At 68.9% G+C, this 19,686-nt stretch carries 19 protein-coding genes; 8 read left to right on the plus strand and 11 right to left on the minus strand.

Annotated elements, in window-relative coordinates; genetic code table 11:
- Positions 1-29: 29 nt before the first annotated feature.
- The 3 genes from KF889_03970 to KF889_03980 all read right to left on the minus strand — a co-directional run bounded on the left by KF889_03970 (position 30) and on the right by KF889_03980 (position 4,234).
- Entirely contained in the window at positions 30-1,706 is a 1,677-nt protein-coding gene (locus KF889_03970) for a hypothetical protein (protein MBX3498577.1), read from the minus strand.
- 13 nt (positions 1,707-1,719) lie between these two features.
- Positions 1,720-3,393: a VWA domain-containing protein gene (locus KF889_03975; GenBank protein ID MBX3498578.1), complete on the minus strand. Its 1,674-nt coding sequence runs from the start codon at positions 3,391-3,393 to the stop codon at positions 1,720-1,722.
- A 139-nt stretch (positions 3,394-3,532) separates the two neighbouring features.
- Positions 3,533-4,234, minus strand: coding sequence for an alpha/beta fold hydrolase (locus KF889_03980; protein ID MBX3498579.1), 702 nt, complete (start codon positions 4,232-4,234; stop codon positions 3,533-3,535).
- Positions 4,235-4,332: 98 nt separating this feature from the next.
- Here KF889_03980 and KF889_03985 point away from each other — a divergent pair, with 98 nt between their 5' ends.
- The 4 genes from KF889_03985 (at position 4,333) to KF889_04000 (ending at position 8,023) form a co-directional block, all read left to right on the plus strand.
- Positions 4,333-5,193 carry a DMT family transporter gene (locus KF889_03985; protein ID MBX3498580.1) on the plus strand — a complete coding sequence of 287 codons (861 nt, stop codon included), beginning with the start codon at positions 4,333-4,335 and terminating at the stop codon, positions 5,191-5,193.
- A gap of 36 nt (positions 5,194-5,229) precedes the next feature.
- Positions 5,230-6,402 (plus strand): OpgC domain-containing protein, encoded by a 1,173-nt coding sequence (locus KF889_03990; protein MBX3498581.1) that lies wholly within the window; start codon positions 5,230-5,232, stop codon positions 6,400-6,402.
- Positions 6,395-7,177 (plus strand): SGNH/GDSL hydrolase family protein, encoded by a 783-nt coding sequence (locus tag KF889_03995; protein MBX3498582.1) that lies wholly within the window; start codon positions 6,395-6,397, stop codon positions 7,175-7,177. The genes KF889_03990 and KF889_03995 overlap by 8 nt, the downstream gene beginning before the upstream one ends.
- Positions 7,178-7,246: 69 nt before the next feature.
- Positions 7,247-8,023 (plus strand): cyclase family protein, encoded by a 777-nt coding sequence (locus KF889_04000; protein ID MBX3498583.1) that lies wholly within the window; start codon positions 7,247-7,249, stop codon positions 8,021-8,023.
- 38 nt (positions 8,024-8,061) lie between these two features.
- Here KF889_04000 and KF889_04005 read toward each other — a convergent pair whose 3' ends face one another.
- From KF889_04005 to KF889_04020, 4 genes are read right to left on the minus strand one after another with little or no spacing between them, the layout of a single operon-like run.
- Positions 8,062-8,619, minus strand: coding sequence for a carboxymuconolactone decarboxylase family protein (locus KF889_04005; protein MBX3498584.1), 558 nt, complete (start codon positions 8,617-8,619; stop codon positions 8,062-8,064).
- 14 nt (positions 8,620-8,633) lie between these two features.
- Positions 8,634-9,113, minus strand: a complete 480-nt coding sequence (locus tag KF889_04010) for a hypothetical protein (GenBank protein MBX3498585.1) — start codon at positions 9,111-9,113, stop codon at positions 8,634-8,636.
- The gene (locus KF889_04015) at positions 9,110-9,679 is read right to left on the minus strand and encodes a hypothetical protein (protein MBX3498586.1); all 570 of its coding nucleotides are present in this window, start codon (positions 9,677-9,679) and stop codon (positions 9,110-9,112) included. The genes KF889_04010 and KF889_04015 overlap by 4 nt, the downstream gene beginning before the upstream one ends.
- Positions 9,676-10,416, minus strand: coding sequence for an aldolase (locus KF889_04020; GenBank protein ID MBX3498587.1), 741 nt, complete (start codon positions 10,414-10,416; stop codon positions 9,676-9,678). Before KF889_04020 ends, KF889_04015 begins: the two co-directional genes overlap by 4 nt.
- 172 nt (positions 10,417-10,588) lie before the next feature.
- Here KF889_04020 and KF889_04025 point away from each other — a divergent pair, with 172 nt between their 5' ends.
- A complete protein-coding gene (locus tag KF889_04025) occupies positions 10,589-12,028 on the plus strand; it encodes a hypothetical protein (protein MBX3498588.1) in 1,440 nt (479 codons plus the stop codon).
- Here the strand turns inward: KF889_04025 and KF889_04030 are convergent.
- Together KF889_04030 and KF889_04035 are read right to left on the minus strand one after the other, a co-directional pair.
- Positions 12,003-13,115, minus strand: coding sequence for a hypothetical protein (locus tag KF889_04030; GenBank protein MBX3498589.1), 1,113 nt, complete (start codon positions 13,113-13,115; stop codon positions 12,003-12,005). The two genes, KF889_04025 and KF889_04030, sit on opposite strands and share 26 nt — an antisense overlap.
- A 124-nt stretch (positions 13,116-13,239) precedes the next feature.
- On the minus strand, positions 13,240-13,950 hold the full coding sequence (locus tag KF889_04035; protein MBX3498590.1) for a DUF1194 domain-containing protein: 711 nt from the start codon (positions 13,948-13,950) through the stop codon (positions 13,240-13,242).
- A 63-nt stretch (positions 13,951-14,013) separates the two neighbouring features.
- Here KF889_04035 and KF889_04040 point away from each other — a divergent pair, with 63 nt between their 5' ends.
- Positions 14,014-14,493, plus strand: coding sequence for a YbaK/EbsC family protein (locus KF889_04040; GenBank protein ID MBX3498591.1), 480 nt, complete (start codon positions 14,014-14,016; stop codon positions 14,491-14,493).
- Between the two features lie 37 nt (positions 14,494-14,530).
- The gene (locus tag KF889_04045; GenBank protein MBX3498592.1) at positions 14,531-15,508 is read left to right on the plus strand and encodes a phosphoribosylaminoimidazolesuccinocarboxamide synthase; all 978 of its coding nucleotides are present in this window, start codon (positions 14,531-14,533) and stop codon (positions 15,506-15,508) included.
- On the opposite strand, the gene KF889_04050 is transcribed toward KF889_04045, so the two are convergent.
- Entirely contained in the window at positions 15,493-16,668 is a 1,176-nt protein-coding gene (locus KF889_04050; GenBank protein MBX3498593.1) for a threonine synthase, read from the minus strand. The genes KF889_04045 and KF889_04050 overlap by 16 nt on opposite strands.
- Positions 16,669-16,813: 145 nt before the next feature.
- On the minus strand, positions 16,814-17,500 hold the full coding sequence (locus tag KF889_04055) for an RNA-binding protein (protein ID MBX3498594.1): 687 nt from the start codon (positions 17,498-17,500) through the stop codon (positions 16,814-16,816).
- Positions 17,501-17,965: 465 nt separating this feature from the next.
- On the opposite strand from KF889_04055, the gene KF889_04060 reads away from it, so the two are divergent.
- On the plus strand, positions 17,966-19,669 hold the full coding sequence (locus KF889_04060) for a thiamine pyrophosphate-binding protein (GenBank protein MBX3498595.1): 1,704 nt from the start codon (positions 17,966-17,968) through the stop codon (positions 19,667-19,669).
- The last annotated feature ends 17 nt before the right edge of the window (positions 19,670-19,686 follow it).

The raw sequence follows: 19,686 nt of genomic DNA on the forward strand, positions 1-19,686 counted from the left end.
GGCCGGGTGTAACCGCTAGCAACCCGGCGTTACCGTCCCAGGGTGACGACGTAGCCTGGACCGCCTTCGCTGCTGCCGTTGCAGCTCGAACGCCCCGCGGCGTCGGTCTGGCAGGTCACCGTCGAGGGCGCGTAGGACGTGCCATCGGTGCATTTGAGCGGTTCGCTCTCGCGTATCACCAGCCGGCCCTGGTCGTCGCGCTGGGCCGTGGCGGGGCCTTCGCAGACCACGCCATTCTTCTGCACGATGCGGGTCTTGCCCTTGCCGTCCTTGTCGAAGGTGTATTGCGGGCGCACGACATCGTCGCCGCCCTGGGTCGTCAGGTCGGTGTTCGAGCGCCATGTGCCGGCCATGAAGTCGACACCCTTGCCCGGCGGCACCTTGACCGGCTCGATCGGCTTTTCGGTCGCGGCTGAACCGGGAGGCCGGGCGGGGCCGGCCGGCGGCTTGGCCCCGGCGACATCTGGCTTGGCTGCCGGTGGCCGCGCCGCATCGGGCTTGGTGGTATCGGGTCGGGCGGCGACGTCGGGTTTCGCCGCCGGCGGCTTGGCGGTGTCGGGTTTGGGCACCGCGGCATCCGGGCGGCGCGCGTCGGGTCTGGTGACGTCGGGCTTGGTCGGTGCCGTCGCCGTGCGCATGCGGTCGCGATCGACGACCACCGGGCGGCCGTCGGGCCCGAGCTTCGGCTTGCCGTCCTCATCGACGACGACGCCGTCGGGACGTACCCGGGTCCCGTCGGGCAACACCACGATGTCGGCATCGGCGACCGGACCCGTGGTGCCCGGCACCACCACGCGGCCGGTGGCGCCCGGCGCGCAGTCGTTGCGCTTGTCGACGAACTGATCGCGCAGGCGCGCGAGATCGGCCGCGAGCTGCACCTCGCGGTCCTTCAGCGCGCGCAGCGCCGAATCGTCGACGGCGGCCGTCGTCACCGGACCGGCGGCCGGACGATCAGGAGCCGGCAGGCCGCTATGGCCGTCCCAGGCCCATTGCGGCAGGTAGGGCCGCACGTACCAGGCGGCGACGGCCAGGACGATCAGCAGGAACGAGACCACAAGCAGCCATTTCCACCACGCCGGCCCGGCGACCGCCGCCGTGCTCGCCAGCACGGCCTCGCGCGGCGGCTCGGCGGCGGGCGGAGGCGGAGGCGTCGTCGATACGGCGGCCGCGGCTGGTGCGGCGGCAACCGCCGTGGCGGCCGCCACGGGAATCGAAGCGCTTGCCGCCAACGGCAGCATGCCCATGAAGTGCCGCTCGGACTGGCCCTCCTCGGCGAAGCCCCAGAAGGCGAAGACCGGACGGCCGCCGACGGAGAACAGCGTGTCGCTGCCGGGCGCCACCAGCGCCTCGCGCAGGAGCCGGCCGAAGGCGCGCTCGCCCTCGCCGCGTCCCTCCGAGTCGAGGCGCGCCACCAGCCGCTCGAGCTCGGGCCTGAGCTCGCTTATGCGACCTTCGAGCGCGCGTCGTTCGCCATCGGAGAGATCGTTCCAGCCTCGCGCGATGCCGTCGAACGGCGCGTACCAGTCGATCTTGTTGCCGATCTCGTCGACCTGCGGGATGGCGAACAGGTCGGCGTGACGGCCGCCCAGCCGCGCCTCGACGGCGGCCCGCAGCTGCTGGGCGCGGCGCCACACCGGTTCGCCCGCGACGCCGCGCGCGCCGTAGCGCGACAGGCTGGCGCCGATCAGGAAAGGTCCGGATGCCATCAATCCCTCCCGCTCACTGCGCCGGCGCGCGGCAATGCGCCGGCACCTGCACGCCGGCGGTCGCCTGCGACAGCGCCGCGGTCACCGCCTGCGCGCTGGTCGCGGGGTAGACGCGGCCGCCGGTGATGGTGGCCAGACACGTCGCTTCGCTGGTGCCGCCGGCGAGATCGATCACGTGGATCTTCACCTTCGGCCGCATCGCGTGCAGGTGCTGCGCCACGGCGCAGACATTGCCGCCGCACGAATCCTTGCCGTCGGAGAAGACAATGATCACGCCATCGTCCGACCGCAGCGTGGCGCCGGCCTGCTGCACCGCACGCGCCAGCGGCGTGCCGCCGCGCGCGACGGTCCCTTGGATGCGGCCGACCAGCTCGCCGCGCTGGCCGGCACCGAAGAAGCCGTGGTCCTGGATCGTGCGACAATCATCGAACACCATGTAACCGACATCGACGTCGCCCGGCAGGCGCGGGATGATGCGCGACGCCGCCTGCTTGGCGTCGTCGATGCGCTTCTGGCCCGGACCGCGCGTCATGGCGCGGAACTCCATGATGGCGCCGCGATCGCCCATGCGCGCGCGCCGCAACAGATGGTCCTCCTGCATGGTGGTGAAGCCACTGGGCAGGTTCATGCTGTCGGAGCCGTCGAGCACGACCATCACCTCGGTGCGGGGCCGGCCGGCGGCCGCCGGCGCCGGGCAGTCGGCGGCCTTGCGTGCCGGCGGCTTGACCACCGCGGCCTTCACCGGCGGCGCGGACGCAGCGGGCGCCACGGGCGGCAGCGGCGCGCTGGCCATGGCGGGTGGCCTGGCTTCGGGTGGCGGCGGCGGCGGGGTTGGCGGCGGGCAGAGTTCCACCGCGCGCCGCGCGCTCTCGCGCAGCGAAGCAAGCTCGACACCGAGGTTGCGCTCGCGCGCCTGCAACTCGCGCAGCTCGTCGGTCAGCTTCGTGGTCTGGTCGCGGCCGACCGGAATTATCGAGCGCGTCATCTGCCGCTGCGGCGGCGCTTCGCGGAAGATGCTGACCGCCGGGTCGACCGGCGTGCAGCCGCGCAGCAGCCACGACGCGATCAGCAGCAGGATGATGGCCAGCAGGCCGACGAGCAGGGCACGTCCCCAGGGGAAGGCCGCGCTCGCCGGCAGCACGGCGGCACCGGCGGCCATCGGCGGTGGCGGCAATGTCGCCGGTGCCATCGCTGCGACCGGCAGCGCCGCTGCGGCCGGCAGCATCGGCGGCGGCAATACTGCGCCCGCGGCCTCCGGCTCATAGCCCCAGCAAATGATCACCGGCTGGTCGCCGACCAGGAAGAGATATTCGTTGGACGGACGGCGCACCGCGAGATGCAGGGCCTTGCCCAGCAGGCGCACGTCCTCCGTATCACCGGCCTCGAAGCGCTGGGCCAGCACCTCGATGTCGCTGCGCAGGCGCTCGACCTCGTCGAGCACGCCCTGCTGGCGTTCGGCCGGCAGGGCGCCGAGCGGAACGGCATCGGCACCCGCGTCCGAGTACCAGTCGATGGCGCGGCCGAGATCGTGGGCCACCGGCTCGGCCAGCAGCGACGCGTGACGCGGTCCCAGCCGCCGCCGGATGGCGCCGCGAATCTGTTCCTGGGCGTGGTGCAGAGGCTCGCCACGCACGCCCAACGGCCGCACTCCCGTGAGCGTCGTCCTGACCAGCGTGCTGTGGTTCACCGTGAACGTTCCCGTCGCGTCGCCGGGCGCGTGGTTCCTCCACCACAGCCCGGCCTAGAGGCCGAAAGTGGCTGGGGAATCGGGCGAAATGGCGGCGTCGTTGGCCATCCTCTCGACATCAGCGTCCCTGCGAGGGCGGCTACATGTCGAGCCAGCGCAGCAGGGCGGCGTTGACCGATGCCGGTTGCTCCATGGTCGACAGATGCCCGCACTCCTCGACGATTTCGAGGACGGCGCCGGGTATCGCCGCGGCGATCTCCTGCGACATGGCCAGCGGCGTGGCCGAATCCTCGCGACCGCACAGCACCAGGGTGGGGCAGGTGATGGCCGCGAGCGATGGCCGGCTGTCGACGCGTTGCAGCAATGCGCGCTCCTGGCGCAGATAGGTCGCCGCGCCGACGCGCCTGATCATCTTCAGCACGCGGTCGACCAGGGCTTCGTCGGCCAGCCGGGTGAGCGGGATGAAACGCGAGAGCTGCAGTCCGATCATCACGTCGACATGGCCGTTGGCCACCAGCCGCATGCGCCCTTCGCGCACCCGGCGCTCGTCGGCCAGGATATTGCGCGCGTTGGTGTCGAGGAGCGCCAGCCGGCTCACCCGCGCCGGCTGCTGGCGCATGATCTCGAAGGCGATGATGCCGCCCATCGACAGGCCGCACAGCGCGAACCGCCTCGGCGCGGCATCGAGGATGGCGCGCGCGATGGCTGGCAGCGTGTCGTGCCTGGCCTGCTCCATGGCGATGTTGACATCGGCGTACGCGGCCAGCGCCGGGACCTGGTCGCGATAGAGGTCCTCGTCGCACAACACACCCGGCACCAGGATCAGTGGTTCTTTGGCCACCCGCTCGTCTCCCCCGATCGGGCCGGAGCCTAGTCGCTGATGCAGGGGCGGGGAAGCGCTGCTTGCATGCCGGTATGGTGTCGGGCAAGGGACGCGGCATGAGCGCAATCGCCTTGTCCCTGCTCGCCGCCGCGATCTACGGCGCCGGCGATTTCGTCGGCGGCCTGGCCGCGCGCCGTGTCTCGGCTCTGTTCGTGGTCGGCGTCGGCCAGGTCGTGGGCCTGCTCGGCCTCGCCGCGGCTTTGCCGCTGTTCCCGGCAGATCAGGTGCGGCCCGACGACCTTTGGTGGGGCGCCGCCAGCGGCCTGTCGACGGCCATTGGCATCACGCTGCTCTACCAGGCGCTGGCCACCGGCCGCATGAGCGTTGTGGCGCCGATCACCGCACTCTGCGCGCTGGCGGTGCCGGTAGTCTTCGCCTTCGTGGTCGGCCTCGCGGTCGCTCCGCTGGCGGCCGCGGGCATCGGCGTCGCGGCCATCGCCGTGGCGCTGATCTGCCGCGAACCGGACCTCGCCGAGGTCTTGCGGACCTCGACCTCTCGCGCCGTCGCCCTCGCCGTCGCCGCGGGGCTGGGCATCGGCGTGTTCTACGTCACCATGGGTCGCACAGATCCAGCCTCGGGCCTGTGGCCGCTGGTGGCGGCGCGCGGCGTGTCGACCGGGCTGTTCGCCGTGGTCGCGCTCGCCATGCTGCCTCGCTGGCGGCAGGCCGACGCGCCGGCGGCCGTGCTTTGGCGATGGGCGGCTCTCTGCGGTCTGTTCGACAGCGCCGCCAACGCGCTCTACCTGATGGCCAGCCACGAGGGCAACCTGGCGGTCGTCGCCACGCTGACCTCGCTCTATCCCGCCAGCACGGTGTTCCTGGCCGCCGTGGCGCTCGGCGAACGGCTGCGGCTGGCCCAGATTGCCGGTTTGGGCCTGGCAACCCTGGCAGTGGTGATGATCGTTCTGGGCCGGTAAGCTTGGGGCAGGAGCAGGAGCCAAGCGGAGCCTGATGTGAGCGGCGCGACTGGCATGGCAGCGACCGGCAGCGGGCGCGACTTGCGTCTCGACTTCTTTCGCGGCCTGGCGCTGTGGTTCATCTTCGTCGACCACATTCCCAACAACATCGTCAGCTGGTTGACGATGAGGAACTACGGCTTCAGCGACGCGACCGAGGTCTTCGTCTTCATCTCGGGCTACACCGCCGTCATCGCCTACAGCGGGATCATGGCGCGGCGCGGCTGGCTGCTGGCGTCGGCGCGCATCGTGCGGCGCGTCTGGCAGCTCTACGTCGCGCATCTGGTGCTGTTGGTCGCCTTCATCGCCCAGATCGCCTATTTCGCCGTGACGCATGAAAAGAAGGCGCTGATCGCCGAAATGAATCTGCTGGGCCTGATGGAGGAGCCGTTCGGCGCCTTCGTCGATGCCATTTTGCTGAAGTTCCGGCCGATCAACCTCGATGTGCTGCCACTCTACATCGTCCTGCTGGCAAGCCTGCCAGCGGCGCTGGCGGCGCTCCTGCGCTGGCCCTGGGCGGTGCTGGCCGGTTCGCTGGTGCTCTATATCCTGAGCCGCATCTTCAACTGGAACCTGCCGGCCACACCCGGCGACAACGTCTGGTTCTTCAACCCCTTCGCATGGCAGCTTCTATTCTACCTGGGCGCCTCGTTCGCCGCGGCCGGCCGCATGGGTGAACGACTGGCGCCGATTCGCCGCTGGCTGCTGCCTGCGGCGCTGGCCTACTTTGCGTTCAGCTTCTTCATCGTAATGACTTGGCAATTCAAGATGTTGGCGCAACTTGTGCCGGACTGGCTTGGGCGCCAGATCTACCCGATCGACAAGACCAACGTGGATGTACTTCGGATAGTGCATATTCTTGCGCTAGCCTATATTGTTCAAACGTTCATTCCGGTCGGCGCGGAGTGGTTGCGCTGGCGGCTGATCGAACCATTGCGGCGATGCGGTGAGCATTCTCTCCAGGTGTTTTGCCTCGGTACCTTCCTCTCGTTCACCGCGCATCTGGTGACGGAGCACTATCGCAATGCCATCTGGTCGCAGATATTCGTCAGCGTGGTGGGCATCCTGATCATGATTGCCTTCGCCCATACGGCGCACTGGTACAAAAGAAGCGAATCGTCGCCGACGCGCACGCGCGTCGCCGTGGCGGCGGGAGCGGGGGATGGCTGAGTTCCGAGCCTGGATGCGCCGCGGCGCGATGGGGCTGCTGGTGTTGCTGGTGGCGGCGAGCGTTGTCGAGGCGCGCAACATGTCCGCCTGCAAGACCGACGGGCCACTGCTCGACCTCGGCATCACGCTCGACGCCACGCACAAGGCGGCGACGGAGCGCAAGCAGGTGCGCATCGTCGCCATCGGCTCGTCCTCGACTCAGGGCTACGGCGCGGCGCCGGGCAACTCCTATCCGGCCCAGGTGATGAAGCGGCTCGGCGAGACCCTGAAGGGCGTCGAGATCGTCGTCTTCAATCGCGGCGTCGGTGGCCAGGATACCGACGCGATGGCCGATCGCATCGAGCGCGACGTGATCGCCGAGAAGCCCGATCTCGTTATCTTCCAGGCCGGCACCAATGCCGCGCTGCGGCGCATTCCGGTAGAGCGCTTCGCGCGCCGGCTCGACGTCGCTGTCGAGCGCTCGCGCGCCGGGGGGGCCGACGTCGTGCTGATGGACCTGCAGTACGCGCCCGCGGTGATCTCGCTGCCTGACGAGGACATCTATGTCGGCGCGATGCGCGAAGCGGCGTCGCGGCACGGCGTCGGCCTGTTCCAGCGCTTCAACATCACAAGATCCTGGTACGACAGGGACAATATGAGCTGGTCGGACTTCATGACCAGCGACGGCCTGCACCTCAACGACTTCGGTCAGAAGTGCATCGGCAAGCTGCTCGCCAAGGCGATCGAGCGCATCGTCATCGCCCGTGCCACCGGCGCGATGCAGCCCAAGCGCTAAAGCACCTCTCGAAATCGTCGGCGTTTTCCGCGACATTGTCCGGCGCACACATATGCGGAGGGTAACGCCATGGCGCGTCGCTTCGTCGACCTGTCGATCTTTCTCGAGAACGACGTGATCTCCGATCCGCCGCCGTTCGGCCCGAAGATCGAATACATGAAGCACGAGAACACGGTCGGCCAGATTGCAGGCTTCTTTCCCGGGCTGAAGCCCGAAGACATGCCGGACGGCGCCGGCTGGGCGGTCGAGACGGTGCGGCTCAGCACGCACAACGGCACGCATCTCGACGCGCCCTACCACTTCCATCCGACGATGAACCGCGGTGAGCGCGCCATCACCATCGACGAGGTGCCGCTGGAATGGTGCTTCCAGCCCGGCGTGAAGCTCGACTTCCGTCACAAGCCCGACGGCTACGTGCTGCAGGCCGCCGACATTGAGGGCGAGCTCAAGCGCATCGGCCATGAGCTCAAGCCGCTGGAGATCGTCGTCGTCAACACCGCCGCCGGCGGACGTTACGGCCGCGACGACTACGTCAACTCGGGCTGCGGCATGGGCTATGACGCCACCATGTACCTGCTGGAGCGCGGCGTGCGCCTGACCGGCACCGACGCCTGGAGCTGGGACGCGCCGTTCTACTTCACGGCCCAGAAATACGCCGAGACCAAGGATCCCTCGATCATCTGGGAAGGCCACAAGGCCGGTCGCCACATCGGCTATTGCCATCTCGAGAAGCTGCACAACCTCGAGGCGCTGCCGCCGGACGGCTTCATGATCTCCTGCTTTCCGCACAAGATCCGCGGCGCCTCGGCCGGCTGGACGAGGGCGGTGGCGATCTTCGAGGAGTGATGGGAATGCCGGCGGGGCACCGGCGCTCCCTATGACGACTACGCCAGCGGCTCGGGTTCGCCCGTCGGTACGTTGATCTGGAAGACGTTGAGCGTCATCGATACCAGCATGTAGTAGCCGCTGACGCCGACCAGATCGACCACGCCCTGCTCGCCGAAGGCGTCGATGGCGCGCTTGTAATTGACGTCGGACACGCGATTGGTGGCGAGGTACTCGCTGACGAAGTCGTAGACCACGCGCTCGACCTCGCGCTTGAACGGCGGCGACTGCCAGGTGCGCACCGCTTCGACGATCTCCGGCGCCAGCCCCGCTTCCTTCGCCAGCCGCGCGTGGGCGTAGAACTCGAACTGGGCCTTGAAGCGGCGGCCGACCAGCAGGATGGCGAGCTCGCTGAGATCCTTGGGCAGCGAGTTGTCGAAGCGGCAGTACTCGCCGAGCTTCTGCGCGCGATCGGCCAGCACCGGGCTGCGCAGCCACGGCTCGAAGGGCCCGCGCAATCCACCGCGCGGCCCCTTGATGATGCCGTCGGCGACCTGCTTCTGCTCCGGCGTAAGCCTGTCGAGGTCGAGCGGCGCGAGGCGGGGCGTCTGGCTCATCGGCATGACTCCTTCTACGGACAGTTGGCATCACCCTGGCGGGTGCGGTCGGGATCGGTGAACAGCGCGTCGAGCATGCGGCCCGACACGGCGAAGGTGGCGGCCGGCGCTACGACGCAGGCGGCGCGCGCCGACCACAACGCCTCGGCCGAGCCCGGACGATGCACGGACATCGTCATGCGCAGCACGTCGGTGGCGGCCGCGATCGTCGCTGCCTTGGCCAGCGCGTCGCGCGCGATCGGTCGCGGATAGAACACCGACAGGATCAGGACGTGGCCGCCGCTGGCGCCGACGGCATTGCCGCGCCGCGTCAGGCGCTCCATGACCTGGCCGCGCAGCTCGCGGCCAAGCTCGCTCTGGCCGCTCAGCTCGACGGCGATCTTGCCCGGCGGGATCGGCTGCCTGGCGGCGATCTCGAAGCGGCCAGGCGCCTGCGCCGCCGCCGCCGTGGCAAGGATCAGCAGCGTCGCCGCGCCGGCAATGGGGCGGATCATATCGGGCAGTCGGCCTCGCCCTTCCGGCTGGCGTTGGGCTGCGCGAAAATGTTGTCGATCATGTTGCGCCCGGCGCCGAAGGCGTCGTGGGCGCCGACACGGCAGCTGGCATTGGCCGACCACAGCAGCTCGCGCGACTGCAGGCCGTGGACGGTCATCGAGATCGATAGGAGATCGTTGCGGCCGCCGCCCGGGCGCGGCGGCTCGAAGGCTCGCGCCGGCCCCTGCGGCGTGGGCCGCTGCGCGTCGATGCCGGTGCGACGATCGACCGGATCGTCGACGCGGCCGCCGCCGGACGGCGGCAGGCCGCGCTGCAGGTTGACCTGCAGCTTCAGGATATGGCCGCCGCTGAAGCCGACCTCGCGTCCGCCCTTGGCCAGCTTCTCCATCACCAGGCGGCGCAGGTCGCGACCCAGCTCGCTGTCGGGCGAAAGATCGACGGCGATCTTGCCGGCGGGGATGCCGCGCGTGGTGCGCACCTCGAAACTGCCGACGCCCGACTGCGCATGCGCCGTCGCGCCGCCGAGTAGCAGCGCCATTGCGAGGAGCGCGGCCGGCGTCTTCATGTGAGCCTGTCCCAGCCGGGTTCGTCGCGATCGAGCAGGCGCTTGAGCGCGGCGAAGTGATAGTCGATCTGCTGGCTCTCGCCGGCCATCTGGCGCGCGGTGCGCTCGAGGATCTGGGTCGGGATGATCTCCAGCGGCCGGCCGGTCTGCATCGCCATCACCTGCACCATGGCGGCGCGCTCCAGGTAGTAGAGATCGTCGTAGGCCTGGGCGACGGTCTTGCCGGCGACGATGACGCCGTGGTTGCGCAGGAACATCACCGGCCTGTCGCCCATGGCGCGGCAGATGCGGTCTCCTTCCTCGTTGTCGAGCACCAGGCCGTTGTAGGTCTCGTCGTAGCCGATGCGCTGGTAGTAGCGGAACGCGTTCTGGGTGCACATCTCGAGCTTGCCGCCCTGCAGCGTGGTCAGTGCGGTGGCGTACGGCATGTGCGTATGCAGCACCACCTTGGCCGTGGGATTGCCGAGATGGATGCGGCCATGGATGTAGAACGCCGTGGGCTCGACCGGATGACGGCCCTCGATGATGCGGCCGGTGGCGTCGGTCATGACGATGTCGGCCGGTGTGATCTCCGACCAGTGCAGGCCTTGGGGATTGATCAGGAATCGATCGTGGTGGCCTGGTACCACCATGCTGAAATGGTTGCAGATGCCCTCGCTGAAGCCGTGCCGCGATGCCCACCGCAGGGCCGTGGTAAGGTCGATCCGGGCCTGGGTGATCGGATCATGCCGGGTCATCTGTGCGCGTCCTCCTGATGCTGGCGCATCTTTCCGCACGGGCGGCGCGCGCCCAAGCGAAAACACACAATCCTGATACTGGGGGGGCTTGCAATTGAGCGTGGGCTCATTACCTGACCTGTCATCTTGGCCGCGTATGAGGACGGCCCCATCGCCAGCCGGGAGGATTCGGATGACAGGGGCCATTACGCTCGACGCCGGCGGTTTCCCCGGAAAATGGGTCGATCGCCTGCTCCATTCCCCGGTGGGCGACCTGATCGCCCGTCCCTGGGTCGATCCGGTGGGGCTGGCGGCGCTCAAGCGCTGGTACTTCCCGCTGTCACGGCTGTGGGCCGCCGCCAACGTCGCCGAGGGCTCGACCGACGCCTTCCGTGCCGCAATCGGCGGTCCGGTGCCGGACTATGGCCGCTGGTCGACGCGCTATCTCGAGACCATTCTCAAGCGTCACGACAGCGCCCGACGCCGAGCGATCGCAGCGCGCGGCCTGTGGGAGCAGGCGGCCTTCGGTGAGGCGGCGATCGCACCGGCTGCGCTGGCCGCACTGGATGACGGCCGCCGTCGGCGCGCGACCGCCCATCTTGGCACGCGCGCGCTGTTCTATCCGCTGCTCTTCGCCGCGCGTCCGCCGATCGCACGCTGGCAGGTGGCCTCGCGCGACGCCGTGGAAGCGGTCTACGGCACCGTGCGCGACGATCCGGCCGCGGCCTATCGCGTGCCCGAGGCCCTGCCCGACATGCAGCTCTCGCATCCCGCCGCCGGTCCCGGGCTGCGCGAGTACTGGCTGCGGTACCGCTCGCCGCATGCGCGGCTGGCGGCGATGACCGGCACGAGCACGGTTTACGCGCGCATCGTCGAGCCGTCGCCCGACGCACATGTGCCCACGCTCGTGGTCGGCAGCGGGCTCTGCCTCGAGACCGACCTGCTATGGCGCTCGATCGACAGCGCCAATCTGCTCGCCCGCATGGGATTCCGAATCGTCGAGATCGTCTCGCCGTTCCATGGCCTGCGCTGTCCGGCCGACGTCTATGGCGGCGAGCCGTTCTTCGCCACCGCGCCCCTGGGCACGATGGACCTGATCGTCGGCCAGACGCTCGAGACGGCGGTGCTGATCGATTGGTGCCGCACGCGCTTTGGCGGACCGGTCGGGGTCGGCGGCATCTCGCTGACGTCGTTCGTGGCGCAACAGGCCGCGGTGCGTGCCGGTGAATGGCCCCGGAGCATGCGGCCCGACGCGATCGTGCTCATCAGCCATTCCGGGCGTATCGAGGAAGTGACCTTCAATGGCGCGTTGGTGCAGACGCTGGGCCTGAACACCGAGCTCGATGCCGCCGGCTGGTCGCGTGAGGAACTGCTGCGCTGGGAAGGACTGATGAATCCCAAGGGCGCGCTTGGCCTGCCGCCCGACCGCATCGTCTCGGTGCTGGGCAGCGGCGACAAGCTGCTGCCCTTTGCCACCGGCATGGAGCTGGCGCGCGCCTGGAACCTGCCGGCCGAGAACGTCTTCGAGCTCAAGGTCGGCCACCTCACCATGCCGGTGGCCCTGATGCGCGACGACCGCGCGTTGGCCCGGCTGCGGCAGATCCTGGCTACGCCACCCGCCAGTCCATCATGATGTCCGACGGCGTCTTGGGGATCTCGGCCACCCGCACGATCTCGCCGGCGTTGCCCGAGACCGGAACGCCGGCGGTCTTGGTCCTGGGCGTGTAGCTCGTGGCCATCGTCCAGGACTGATCGGGCGTCGTGTCCTCCCACACGATGTCGATCTTGTTGCCGGTCAGGGTCCACATACCGCGCGCCGAGCAGGCGTAGCGACCGAGGCCTTTTTCCAGCCTGTACGCCTCGTGCCCGCGATGCAGCAGCAGGTAGGGCTTGTTGAGCGCGATGAAGCCGCCGGCGGAGGCCATCTCGTACCAGCCGAACCACTGGTTGACCTTGGTGATGTCGTTGGTCGTCGGCGTGCGGAAGCGGTTCTCGAACAGCTGGGTGAACTTCGCGCTCGGTCCCGCACCGAAGCCGATCTTGTCGATGTCGACATAGCCGATCACCCGACGCGGGAAGTTGGGTTCCTCGCCCAGGATGTTGGCGACGAAGACCAGGTTCGGGCCCTTGGCCTGCGTGTTGGCCTCGAGCACCTCGCCCTCGCGAAGTTCGCCGGTGAGCGTCGTGATGTGGGCGCCCTGCTGGAAGGCGTTGTTGCTGACGCCGCTCTGCGCCACGCGCCATTTCACCGTCTTGCCGTTGGCCTCCAGCACGTCGAGCAGCACGAAGATGTGCGCGCTGTCGCGTGTGCGCTCGCCGGTCGACTTCTCCAGCCAGAAGCCGCCGCGGATGATCACGAAGTCGCCCGGCTTGGGTCCGCCCCTGCCGCTCGCCGCATCGCGTGTCTTCTGCTCGTCCAGGCGAATCCAGGACGGCCGCGGCTGCGCCTTGGTGGGCTGGAAGATCGAGAGATTCGCGCCGATGCGGTAGGTCAGGCCTTCCGGCGGCGAGGATCGGTTGACCAGGGTGTTGTCGCGGCAGCCGAAGCGCCACAGCAGCCAATGGGGCAGGAAACCGCACGTCGTGCCCATTCCCTGGCCGTAATCCTTGGCGAGATTGTCGAAGCCGATCTCGTGCCAGTGGACATATTCGCCCACGGCGGTGGTCTCGGGCAGGAGCTTCTTGCAGAGCGCGACAATTGCTTCACGCGGCGCGGCCACGGCACCCTCCATCGTTGGGATCGATGGCCATACCGTAGGCCGGTCATGTCACGGCGCGATGCCGCGCAGCCCGTCTTAGTGTCACGTTGGCAACGCGGCTGCCGGATCGACCGGGTCGGCCCGCTCAGGCGATCTCGCGGCTGAGCTTGTTGCGCACGGCGCGGGCGAAGTCGCCGAAGCCCTGGGCGACGATCATGAACGAGCCGGGACCGCCGATCACGTTCTCCTCGTACCAGCGGTCGAGCTCGCGGTCCGGTGGCCGCCCGAAATTCGGCCGGTCGCTGATGATCGGCAACCCGTTGATGACGATGTTCCTGCCCACCAGCTCGTCGCGCACGATGTCGGCCGGTGGCCCGTTGTTGTTGCGGCCGTCGCCCGAGACGTCGATCACCATGCGCCGCGAATGGAAGGGCCCGCTCTCGAACTTGCCCGCGGCGTAGCGCATGGCCGCGCCGACACCCGTCCAGCTGTGCGGTTCGTAGGGCAGGGCGGCGATCTTCCCCGATAACTGCTCGCAGGCCGCCTTGCTGTCGAGCAGCGTCCAGTCGATCGGCGTGCGCTGCATCTGCGGTCCGGCCCATTCGACGTAGCACAGGCCGATGCGGTGCAACGAACCCGACATCACGGCGTCGATGATGCGCTGGTCGGTGAGCGCGCGGGCATAGCCGTCCTTCTGCAGCTCGTACTCGTCGGCGTCGACGCTGCGCGACACGTCGACGGCCAGCACCAGGCGCAGATCGACATCGATCGGATCGGCCGAAGCCTGGCGCGCCGCGAGCGGGACGAGGGCCGCGCCGGCCGCCGCACGCATCAGGTGACGTCGCTTCATCCGCATGACCCTCCGGGCCTTTGGCCGTGTATGTTCCGCCAATCCGCCACCGAGGCAAAGGCAAGAGTGATGCCGCTGAGCGAGAGCGCCCAACGGGTGGAAAACTGGCTGGCCCGCCGCGGGTTGCCCGGACGTGTCAGGGAGATGACGGAAACCACGCGCACCTCGGCGGAGGCCGCTGCGGCGATCGGCTGCGACGTGGCGCAAATCGCCAAGTCGCTGGTCTTCCGCGGCCGCGACAGCGGCGAGCCGTTGCTGGTGGTGGCCAGCGGCATCAATCGCGTCGACGAGAAGAGGCTGACGGCGCTGATCGGCGAGCGGATCGCGCGCGCGGATGCCGGCTTCGTGCGCGCCACCACCGGCTTCGCGATCGGCGGCGTGCCGCCGGCAGGCCACGCGCGCGCGATCCGCACCCTGATCGACGCCGACCTGCTGGCGCTCGATCCCATCTGGGCGGCCGCCGGCACGCCGGTCGCGGTGTTCCGGCTGACCGCGGCGGAGCTGGTGGCGCTGACCGCGGGCGAGGTGGCCGATCTCAAGGTCGCATGATAGGGGAGGGCGACCCTCGACAGGAAAGCACCGTCTCGTGGATACCAGCTCGCTCGCGCCGTTCCTGCCTTTTGTCCTGCGGGACGCGACGGTTCCGGGATTGCCCAACCACTATCGCGGCAAGGTCCGCGACAACTACGACCTGCCCGATGGCCGTCGCATCCTGATCGCCAGCGACCGGCTGAGCGCCTTCGACATCATCCTCACGGCCCTGCCGTTCAAGGGCGAGGTGCTGACGCAGACCGCGCGCTTCTGGTTCGACGCCACGCGCGACATCTGCGCCAACCACGTGATCGAGTATCCCGATCCCAACGTGCTGGTATGCCGCAGGCTGAGAATCATGCCGGTGGAAGTCGTGGTGCGCGACTACCTCGCCGGCACGACCTCGACGTCGATCTGGTCGATGTACAAGGCCGGTGTGCGCACGATGTACGGTGTCACGTTGCCCCAGGGCATGCGCGAGAACCAGAAGCTCGACGCCAGCATCATCACGCCCACGACCAAGGCGGCGGATGGCGCGCACGACGCGCCGCTGACTCCCGAGGAGATCGTCGGCCGCGGCCTGCTGACGGCGGCGCAATGGCAGGAGACGACGCGGCTGGCGCTGGCGCTGTTCGCGCGCGGCCGCGAGATCGCGGCCAGGCACGGGCTGATCCTGGTCGACACCAAGTACGAGTTCGGCTTCGACGAGACCGGCCACATCGTGCTGGCCGACGAGATCCACACACCCGACAGCAGCCGCTACTGGTTCGCCGACACCTATCCGCAGCGTTTCGCGTCCGGAGAACGGCCGCAGAGCTTCGACAAGGATTTCGTGCGCACCTGGGTGACGGCGCGCTGCGACCCCTACAAGGATCCGATCCCGACGATTCCCGATTCGGTGATCCTCGACGCCGCGCGCGTCTACATCGAGGCCTATGAGATGATCACCGGCCGGACCTTCACGCTGCCGGCGAGGCCGGCGCCGGCGCTCGACCGCATCCGCGCCAACCTTGCGCGCTACAGCGCGGCGTAGTCGATCGGCGCATCCTTGTCGAGCCGTCTCGTCGGCTCGGGCATCGGATATTTCAGGCCGGTGGCGCAGTTGAACAGCATCACGCGCTCGTCCCTTCGGATGCGGCCGTCCTTCAGCGCCTTCAGGTAGCCGGCATAGGTCGCTGCGCCCTCGGGGCAGAGCAGCAGGCCCTCGGTCCTGCCGACCTCGACGCGCGCGGCCTCGATGGCGTCATCGTCGACGGCGATGGCGAAGCCGCCGGAATCGCGCACCGCATCGAGGATCAGGAAATCGCCGATCGCGACCGGCACGCGGATACCGGCGGCGACGGTGTGGGCGTTCTGGAAAAGCTCGGCGTGGCGCGCGTTGCTCTCGTAGGCCTTGACGATCGGCATGCAGCCGGTGGCCTGCACCGCCACCATGCGCGGCTTGCGCTTGAGCCAGCCCATCGCCTCGAGCTCGTTGAACGCCTTCCACATGCCGATCAGGCCGGTGCCGCCGCCGGTGGGATAGAGGATGACGTCGGGTACGTCCCAGCCGAGCTGCTCCGCGAGTTCCAGGCCCATCGTCTTCTTGCCCTCGATGCGATAGGGCTCCTTCAGGGTCGAGAAATCGAACCAGCCGCCCTCGGCCTTGCCGGTGCCGACGATCCTGCCGCAATCGTTGATCAGGCCGTTGACGCGGTAGAGCCGCGCGCCCTGCAGCTCGGTCTCGGCCATGTTGACCACGGGCGTGTCGTCAGGGCACAGCACGATGCTCTCGATGCCCGCGCGCGTGGCGTAGGCGGCAAGCGCCGCGCCGGCGTTGCCGTTGGTCGGCATGGCGATCTTCTTCACGCCCAGCTCCTTGGCCATGCTGACGGCCATCGCCAGGCCACGCGTCTTGAACGAGCCCGTGGGCAGACGGCCCTCGTCCTTGACCAGGATCTCGCCCCCGCCCAGCCGTCGGGCAAGCGTCGGCAGGGGCACCAGCGGCGTCCATACCTCGCCCAGGGTGACCACGTTGCGGTCCTCGGTCACCGGCAGCAGCTCGCGAAAGCGCCACATGTCCTGCGGCCGGTCCTTCAACGCATCCTTGCTCACCGCCTTTGCCGCCGCCTCGAGGTCGTAGCGCACGACGATCGGAAAACCCTTGGGCGAGAGGTTGTGCAGCGTGCCCTTGGCCAGGGGCTCGCCGGTCATGCCGCATTCGAGATGAGTGATATGGCTGCGCACCGCGCGACTCCGGATGATGGCTTGCGAACAAGGAAAAGCGCCGCCACCGCGCGGTGTCGGCGCTTCACCTGGACCTGATCAGGATAGCGCGTTCCCGGGGAACGCGCGGCGCTCAGTTGTCGTCGCCGTCGTCGTCGTCGCGGCGCCGGCGATCGCGATCGAAGTCGCGACGGCGCTCGCCGCCACCACGATCCTCCATGCCGCCGGGCGGACCGCCCGGGGGACCACCGCGATCGAAGCCGCCACCGACGCGCGGCGGATAGCCGCCACGGCCGCCGCCACGATCGAAGCCGCCCCCGCCGCCGTAGCCACCGGCATCGCGGCCACCGCCGCCGCCGCCGTAGCCACCGCCGCGCGGGCCGCCATAGCCGCCCCCGCCGCCGCGGTCGCCACCGTAGCCGCCACCGCCGCCGCGCGGGCCGCCATAGCCGCCACCGCCGCCACGGTCACCGCCGTAGCCGCCACCGCCGCGCGGGCCGCCGAAGCCACCGCCGCCGCCACGTGGGCCGCGATCGAAGCCACCGCCGCCGCCGCCACGCGGGCCACCGGGAGCGCGTTCCACCGCCGGCCGTACCGCAATGGCACGACCACCCAACTGGGATCCATCCAGCGCCGTCATGGCGTTGGCGCCCGCCTCGTCGGCGGCCATTTCGACGAACGCGAAGCCCCGGCTGCGGCCGGTTTCGCGATCCATCACGATTTTCGCGGATACGACTTCGCCGTAGGGCGAGAAGATCTCGGTGAGCTGCTCGTTGCTGCAGGTGTAGGGCAGGTTGCCTACGAATAGTTTACGACTCATTCCACTTGGGCTCGTTAGACGGGGATTGACGGAGGATCGGTCGGGTGTGCCACCAGGGTCCCGATTCGCCCGTGCGAATCGGTGTCGGACAGGGAAGACTGGCTCTCGCTCAATACAGGACGATTCCGAGGCAACAACCGAAACGAGTGCACGTTTGCCGGCCGGACTCGCTCTCCTAAGTCCGCCGGACGTAACCGCACTTCACTCAGTATGGCCCGGTCCGGTGCCAAAGTCCACCCGCCCACCCGTTGATTCGGATGCCAAGCGCGGCCGTAAGTGGCGGATTTGACGCAGAATCACAGATGATTTGCGGCCTGAGGATTGGCTGTACACGCACAACCAGATGCAGCCCTCGGGAGTCCCGGCGATTACGCATGGCGATGGCCAGCCCTTGGGGTGACGCGACGGCGGCGCGTCGTGCTATCGCTTCCACCTGATCAAACCATGGGGATCGGGGTCGTCGTCATGTCCGCCACCGCTTCGTCGTCCAACGCTCTGGTGCGTCGCACCGGCGGACAAGTGCTGATCGACCAGCTACGCATCCACGGCGTCGACCATATCTTCGGCGTGCCGGGCGAGAGCTATCTCGCGGCCCTGAACGCTTTGTACGACCAGCGCAACGCCATCAAGTTCGTGATCTGCCGCCAGGAAGGCGGCGCCGCCAACATGGCCGAGGCCTACGGCAAGCTCACCGGCAAGCCCGGCATCTGCTTCGTCACCCGCGGTCCCGGCGCCACCAACGCCAGTATCGGGGTGCATACCGCCTTCCAGGACAGCACGCCCATGGTAATCCTGGTCGGCCAGGTGGCGCGCGAGCAGGAAGAGCGCGAGGCTTTCCAGGAGATCGACTACCGCCGGATGTTCGGTCCGCTGACGAAGTGGTCGGCGCAGATCGAGGACGCGAAGCGCATTCCCGAGCTGGTGAGCCAGGCATTCCACCGCGCCGTGTCGGGTCGCCCCGGTCCGGTGCTGCTGGCCCTGCCGGAGGACATGCTGACCGACGAGGTCGAAGTGCCCGACGCGCGCCAGTACACGGTGGTGCGCGGCGCACCGGCGCCGGAGGACATGGAGAGGCTGCGCGGTATGCTGGAGAAGGCCCAGCGTCCGGTGATCATGCTGGGCGGTGGCGGCTGGACGAAGCAGGCCTGCGACGACATCCGCGCCTTCGCAGAGGCCAACAGGCTGCCGGTGACGACCGCCTTCCGCAACGCCGACCTGATCGACAACCGCCACCCGCAGTACATCGGCAATATCGGCCTGGGCTCGGAGCCGGCGCTCAGCAGGCGCATCCGGGAATCCGACCTGGTGCTCGCGATCGGACCGCGGCTGGGCGAGATCACCAGCGCCGGCTACACGCTGTTCGACATTCCCGTGCCGAAGCAGCCCCTCGTGCACGTCCATGCCGGTGCCGACGAGCTGGGCCGCGTCTACGAAGCCACCTTGATGATCAACAGCGGCATGGCGAATTTCGCCAGGGCGGCGAAGGCATTGAAGCCGGTGAGCCGGGCGCCTTGGGCCGATGATGTCGCCAGGGCGCATCTGGAGTACCTCGCCAGCATCAAGCCCACGGGCTCGGTCGGTGACGTCGATCTCGGGGAGATCGTCGCATGGCTCAACACGCGCCTGCCCGACGACGCGCTGGTCTGCAACGGCGCCGGCAACTACGCCGGCTGGGTGCATCGCTTCTTCCAGTATCGCGGCATGCGCACCCAGCTGGCGCCGACCAGCGGCGCCATGGGCTACGGCGTGCCGGCGGCGGTGGCGGCCAAGATCGTCGAGCCGCGCCGCGTCGTGGTCGCCTTTGCCGGCGACGGCTGCTTCCTGATGAGCGGCCAGGAGTTCGCCACCGCGCTGCAGTTCGGCGCCAACCTGGTGATCGTCGTGGTCGACAACGGCCAGTACGGCACGATCCGCATGCACCAGGAGCGTGAGTATGGCGGGCGCGGCCACGGTGTGGAGCTGCGTAACCCCGACTTCGCCGCCTACGCGCGCGCCTTCGGCGGCTATGGCGAGACGGTGCTGAAGACCGAGGAGTTCGCGCCGGCCTTCGAGCGCTGCCTGGCGTCGAGCGTGGCCTCGATCATCCACGTCAAGACCAGCCTCGAGCAGATCACCTCGCGCACGACCATCAGCAAAATGCGCGAGGCGCACGCCGCGAAGAAGCACTAGGCGGCGCTACGCGCCGC

The organism is Alphaproteobacteria bacterium, from assembly GCA_019635875.1.
Classification (GTDB): domain Bacteria; phylum Pseudomonadota; class Alphaproteobacteria; order Reyranellales; family Reyranellaceae; genus JAFAZJ01.

What these genes read in the sequence shown, in the direction of transcription:
- KF889_04025 (MBX3498588.1), top strand. Translation starts at nt 10,589, where the DNA reads ATGACAGGGGCCATTACGCTCGACGCCGGCGGTTTCCCCGGAAAATGG.
- KF889_04005 (MBX3498584.1), bottom strand. Translation starts at nt 8,619, where the DNA reads ATGAGCCAGACGCCCCGCCTCGCGCCGCTCGACCTCGACAGGCTTACG.
- KF889_03985 (MBX3498580.1), top strand. Translation starts at nt 4,333, where the DNA reads ATGAGCGCAATCGCCTTGTCCCTGCTCGCCGCCGCGATCTACGGCGCC.
- KF889_04060 (MBX3498595.1), top strand. Translation starts at nt 17,966, where the DNA reads ATGTCCGCCACCGCTTCGTCGTCCAACGCTCTGGTGCGTCGCACCGGC.
- KF889_04055 (MBX3498594.1), bottom strand. Translation starts at nt 17,500, where the DNA reads ATGAGTCGTAAACTATTCGTAGGCAACCTGCCCTACACCTGCAGCAAC.
- KF889_04040 (MBX3498591.1), top strand. Translation starts at nt 14,014, where the DNA reads ATGCCGCTGAGCGAGAGCGCCCAACGGGTGGAAAACTGGCTGGCCCGC.
- KF889_04000 (MBX3498583.1), top strand. Translation starts at nt 7,247, where the DNA reads ATGGCGCGTCGCTTCGTCGACCTGTCGATCTTTCTCGAGAACGACGTG.
- KF889_04035 (MBX3498590.1), bottom strand. Translation starts at nt 13,950, where the DNA reads ATGCGGATGAAGCGACGTCACCTGATGCGTGCGGCGGCCGGCGCGGCC.
- KF889_03970 (MBX3498577.1), bottom strand. Translation starts at nt 1,706, where the DNA reads ATGGCATCCGGACCTTTCCTGATCGGCGCCAGCCTGTCGCGCTACGGC.
- KF889_04020 (MBX3498587.1), bottom strand. Translation starts at nt 10,416, where the DNA reads ATGACCCGGCATGATCCGATCACCCAGGCCCGGATCGACCTTACCACG.
- KF889_04015 (MBX3498586.1), bottom strand. Translation starts at nt 9,679, where the DNA reads ATGAAGACGCCGGCCGCGCTCCTCGCAATGGCGCTGCTACTCGGCGGC.
- KF889_04010 (MBX3498585.1), bottom strand. Translation starts at nt 9,113, where the DNA reads ATGATCCGCCCCATTGCCGGCGCGGCGACGCTGCTGATCCTTGCCACG.
- KF889_03995 (MBX3498582.1), top strand. Translation starts at nt 6,395, where the DNA reads ATGGCTGAGTTCCGAGCCTGGATGCGCCGCGGCGCGATGGGGCTGCTG.
- KF889_04050 (MBX3498593.1), bottom strand. Translation starts at nt 16,668, where the DNA reads ATGACCGGCGAGCCCCTGGCCAAGGGCACGCTGCACAACCTCTCGCCC.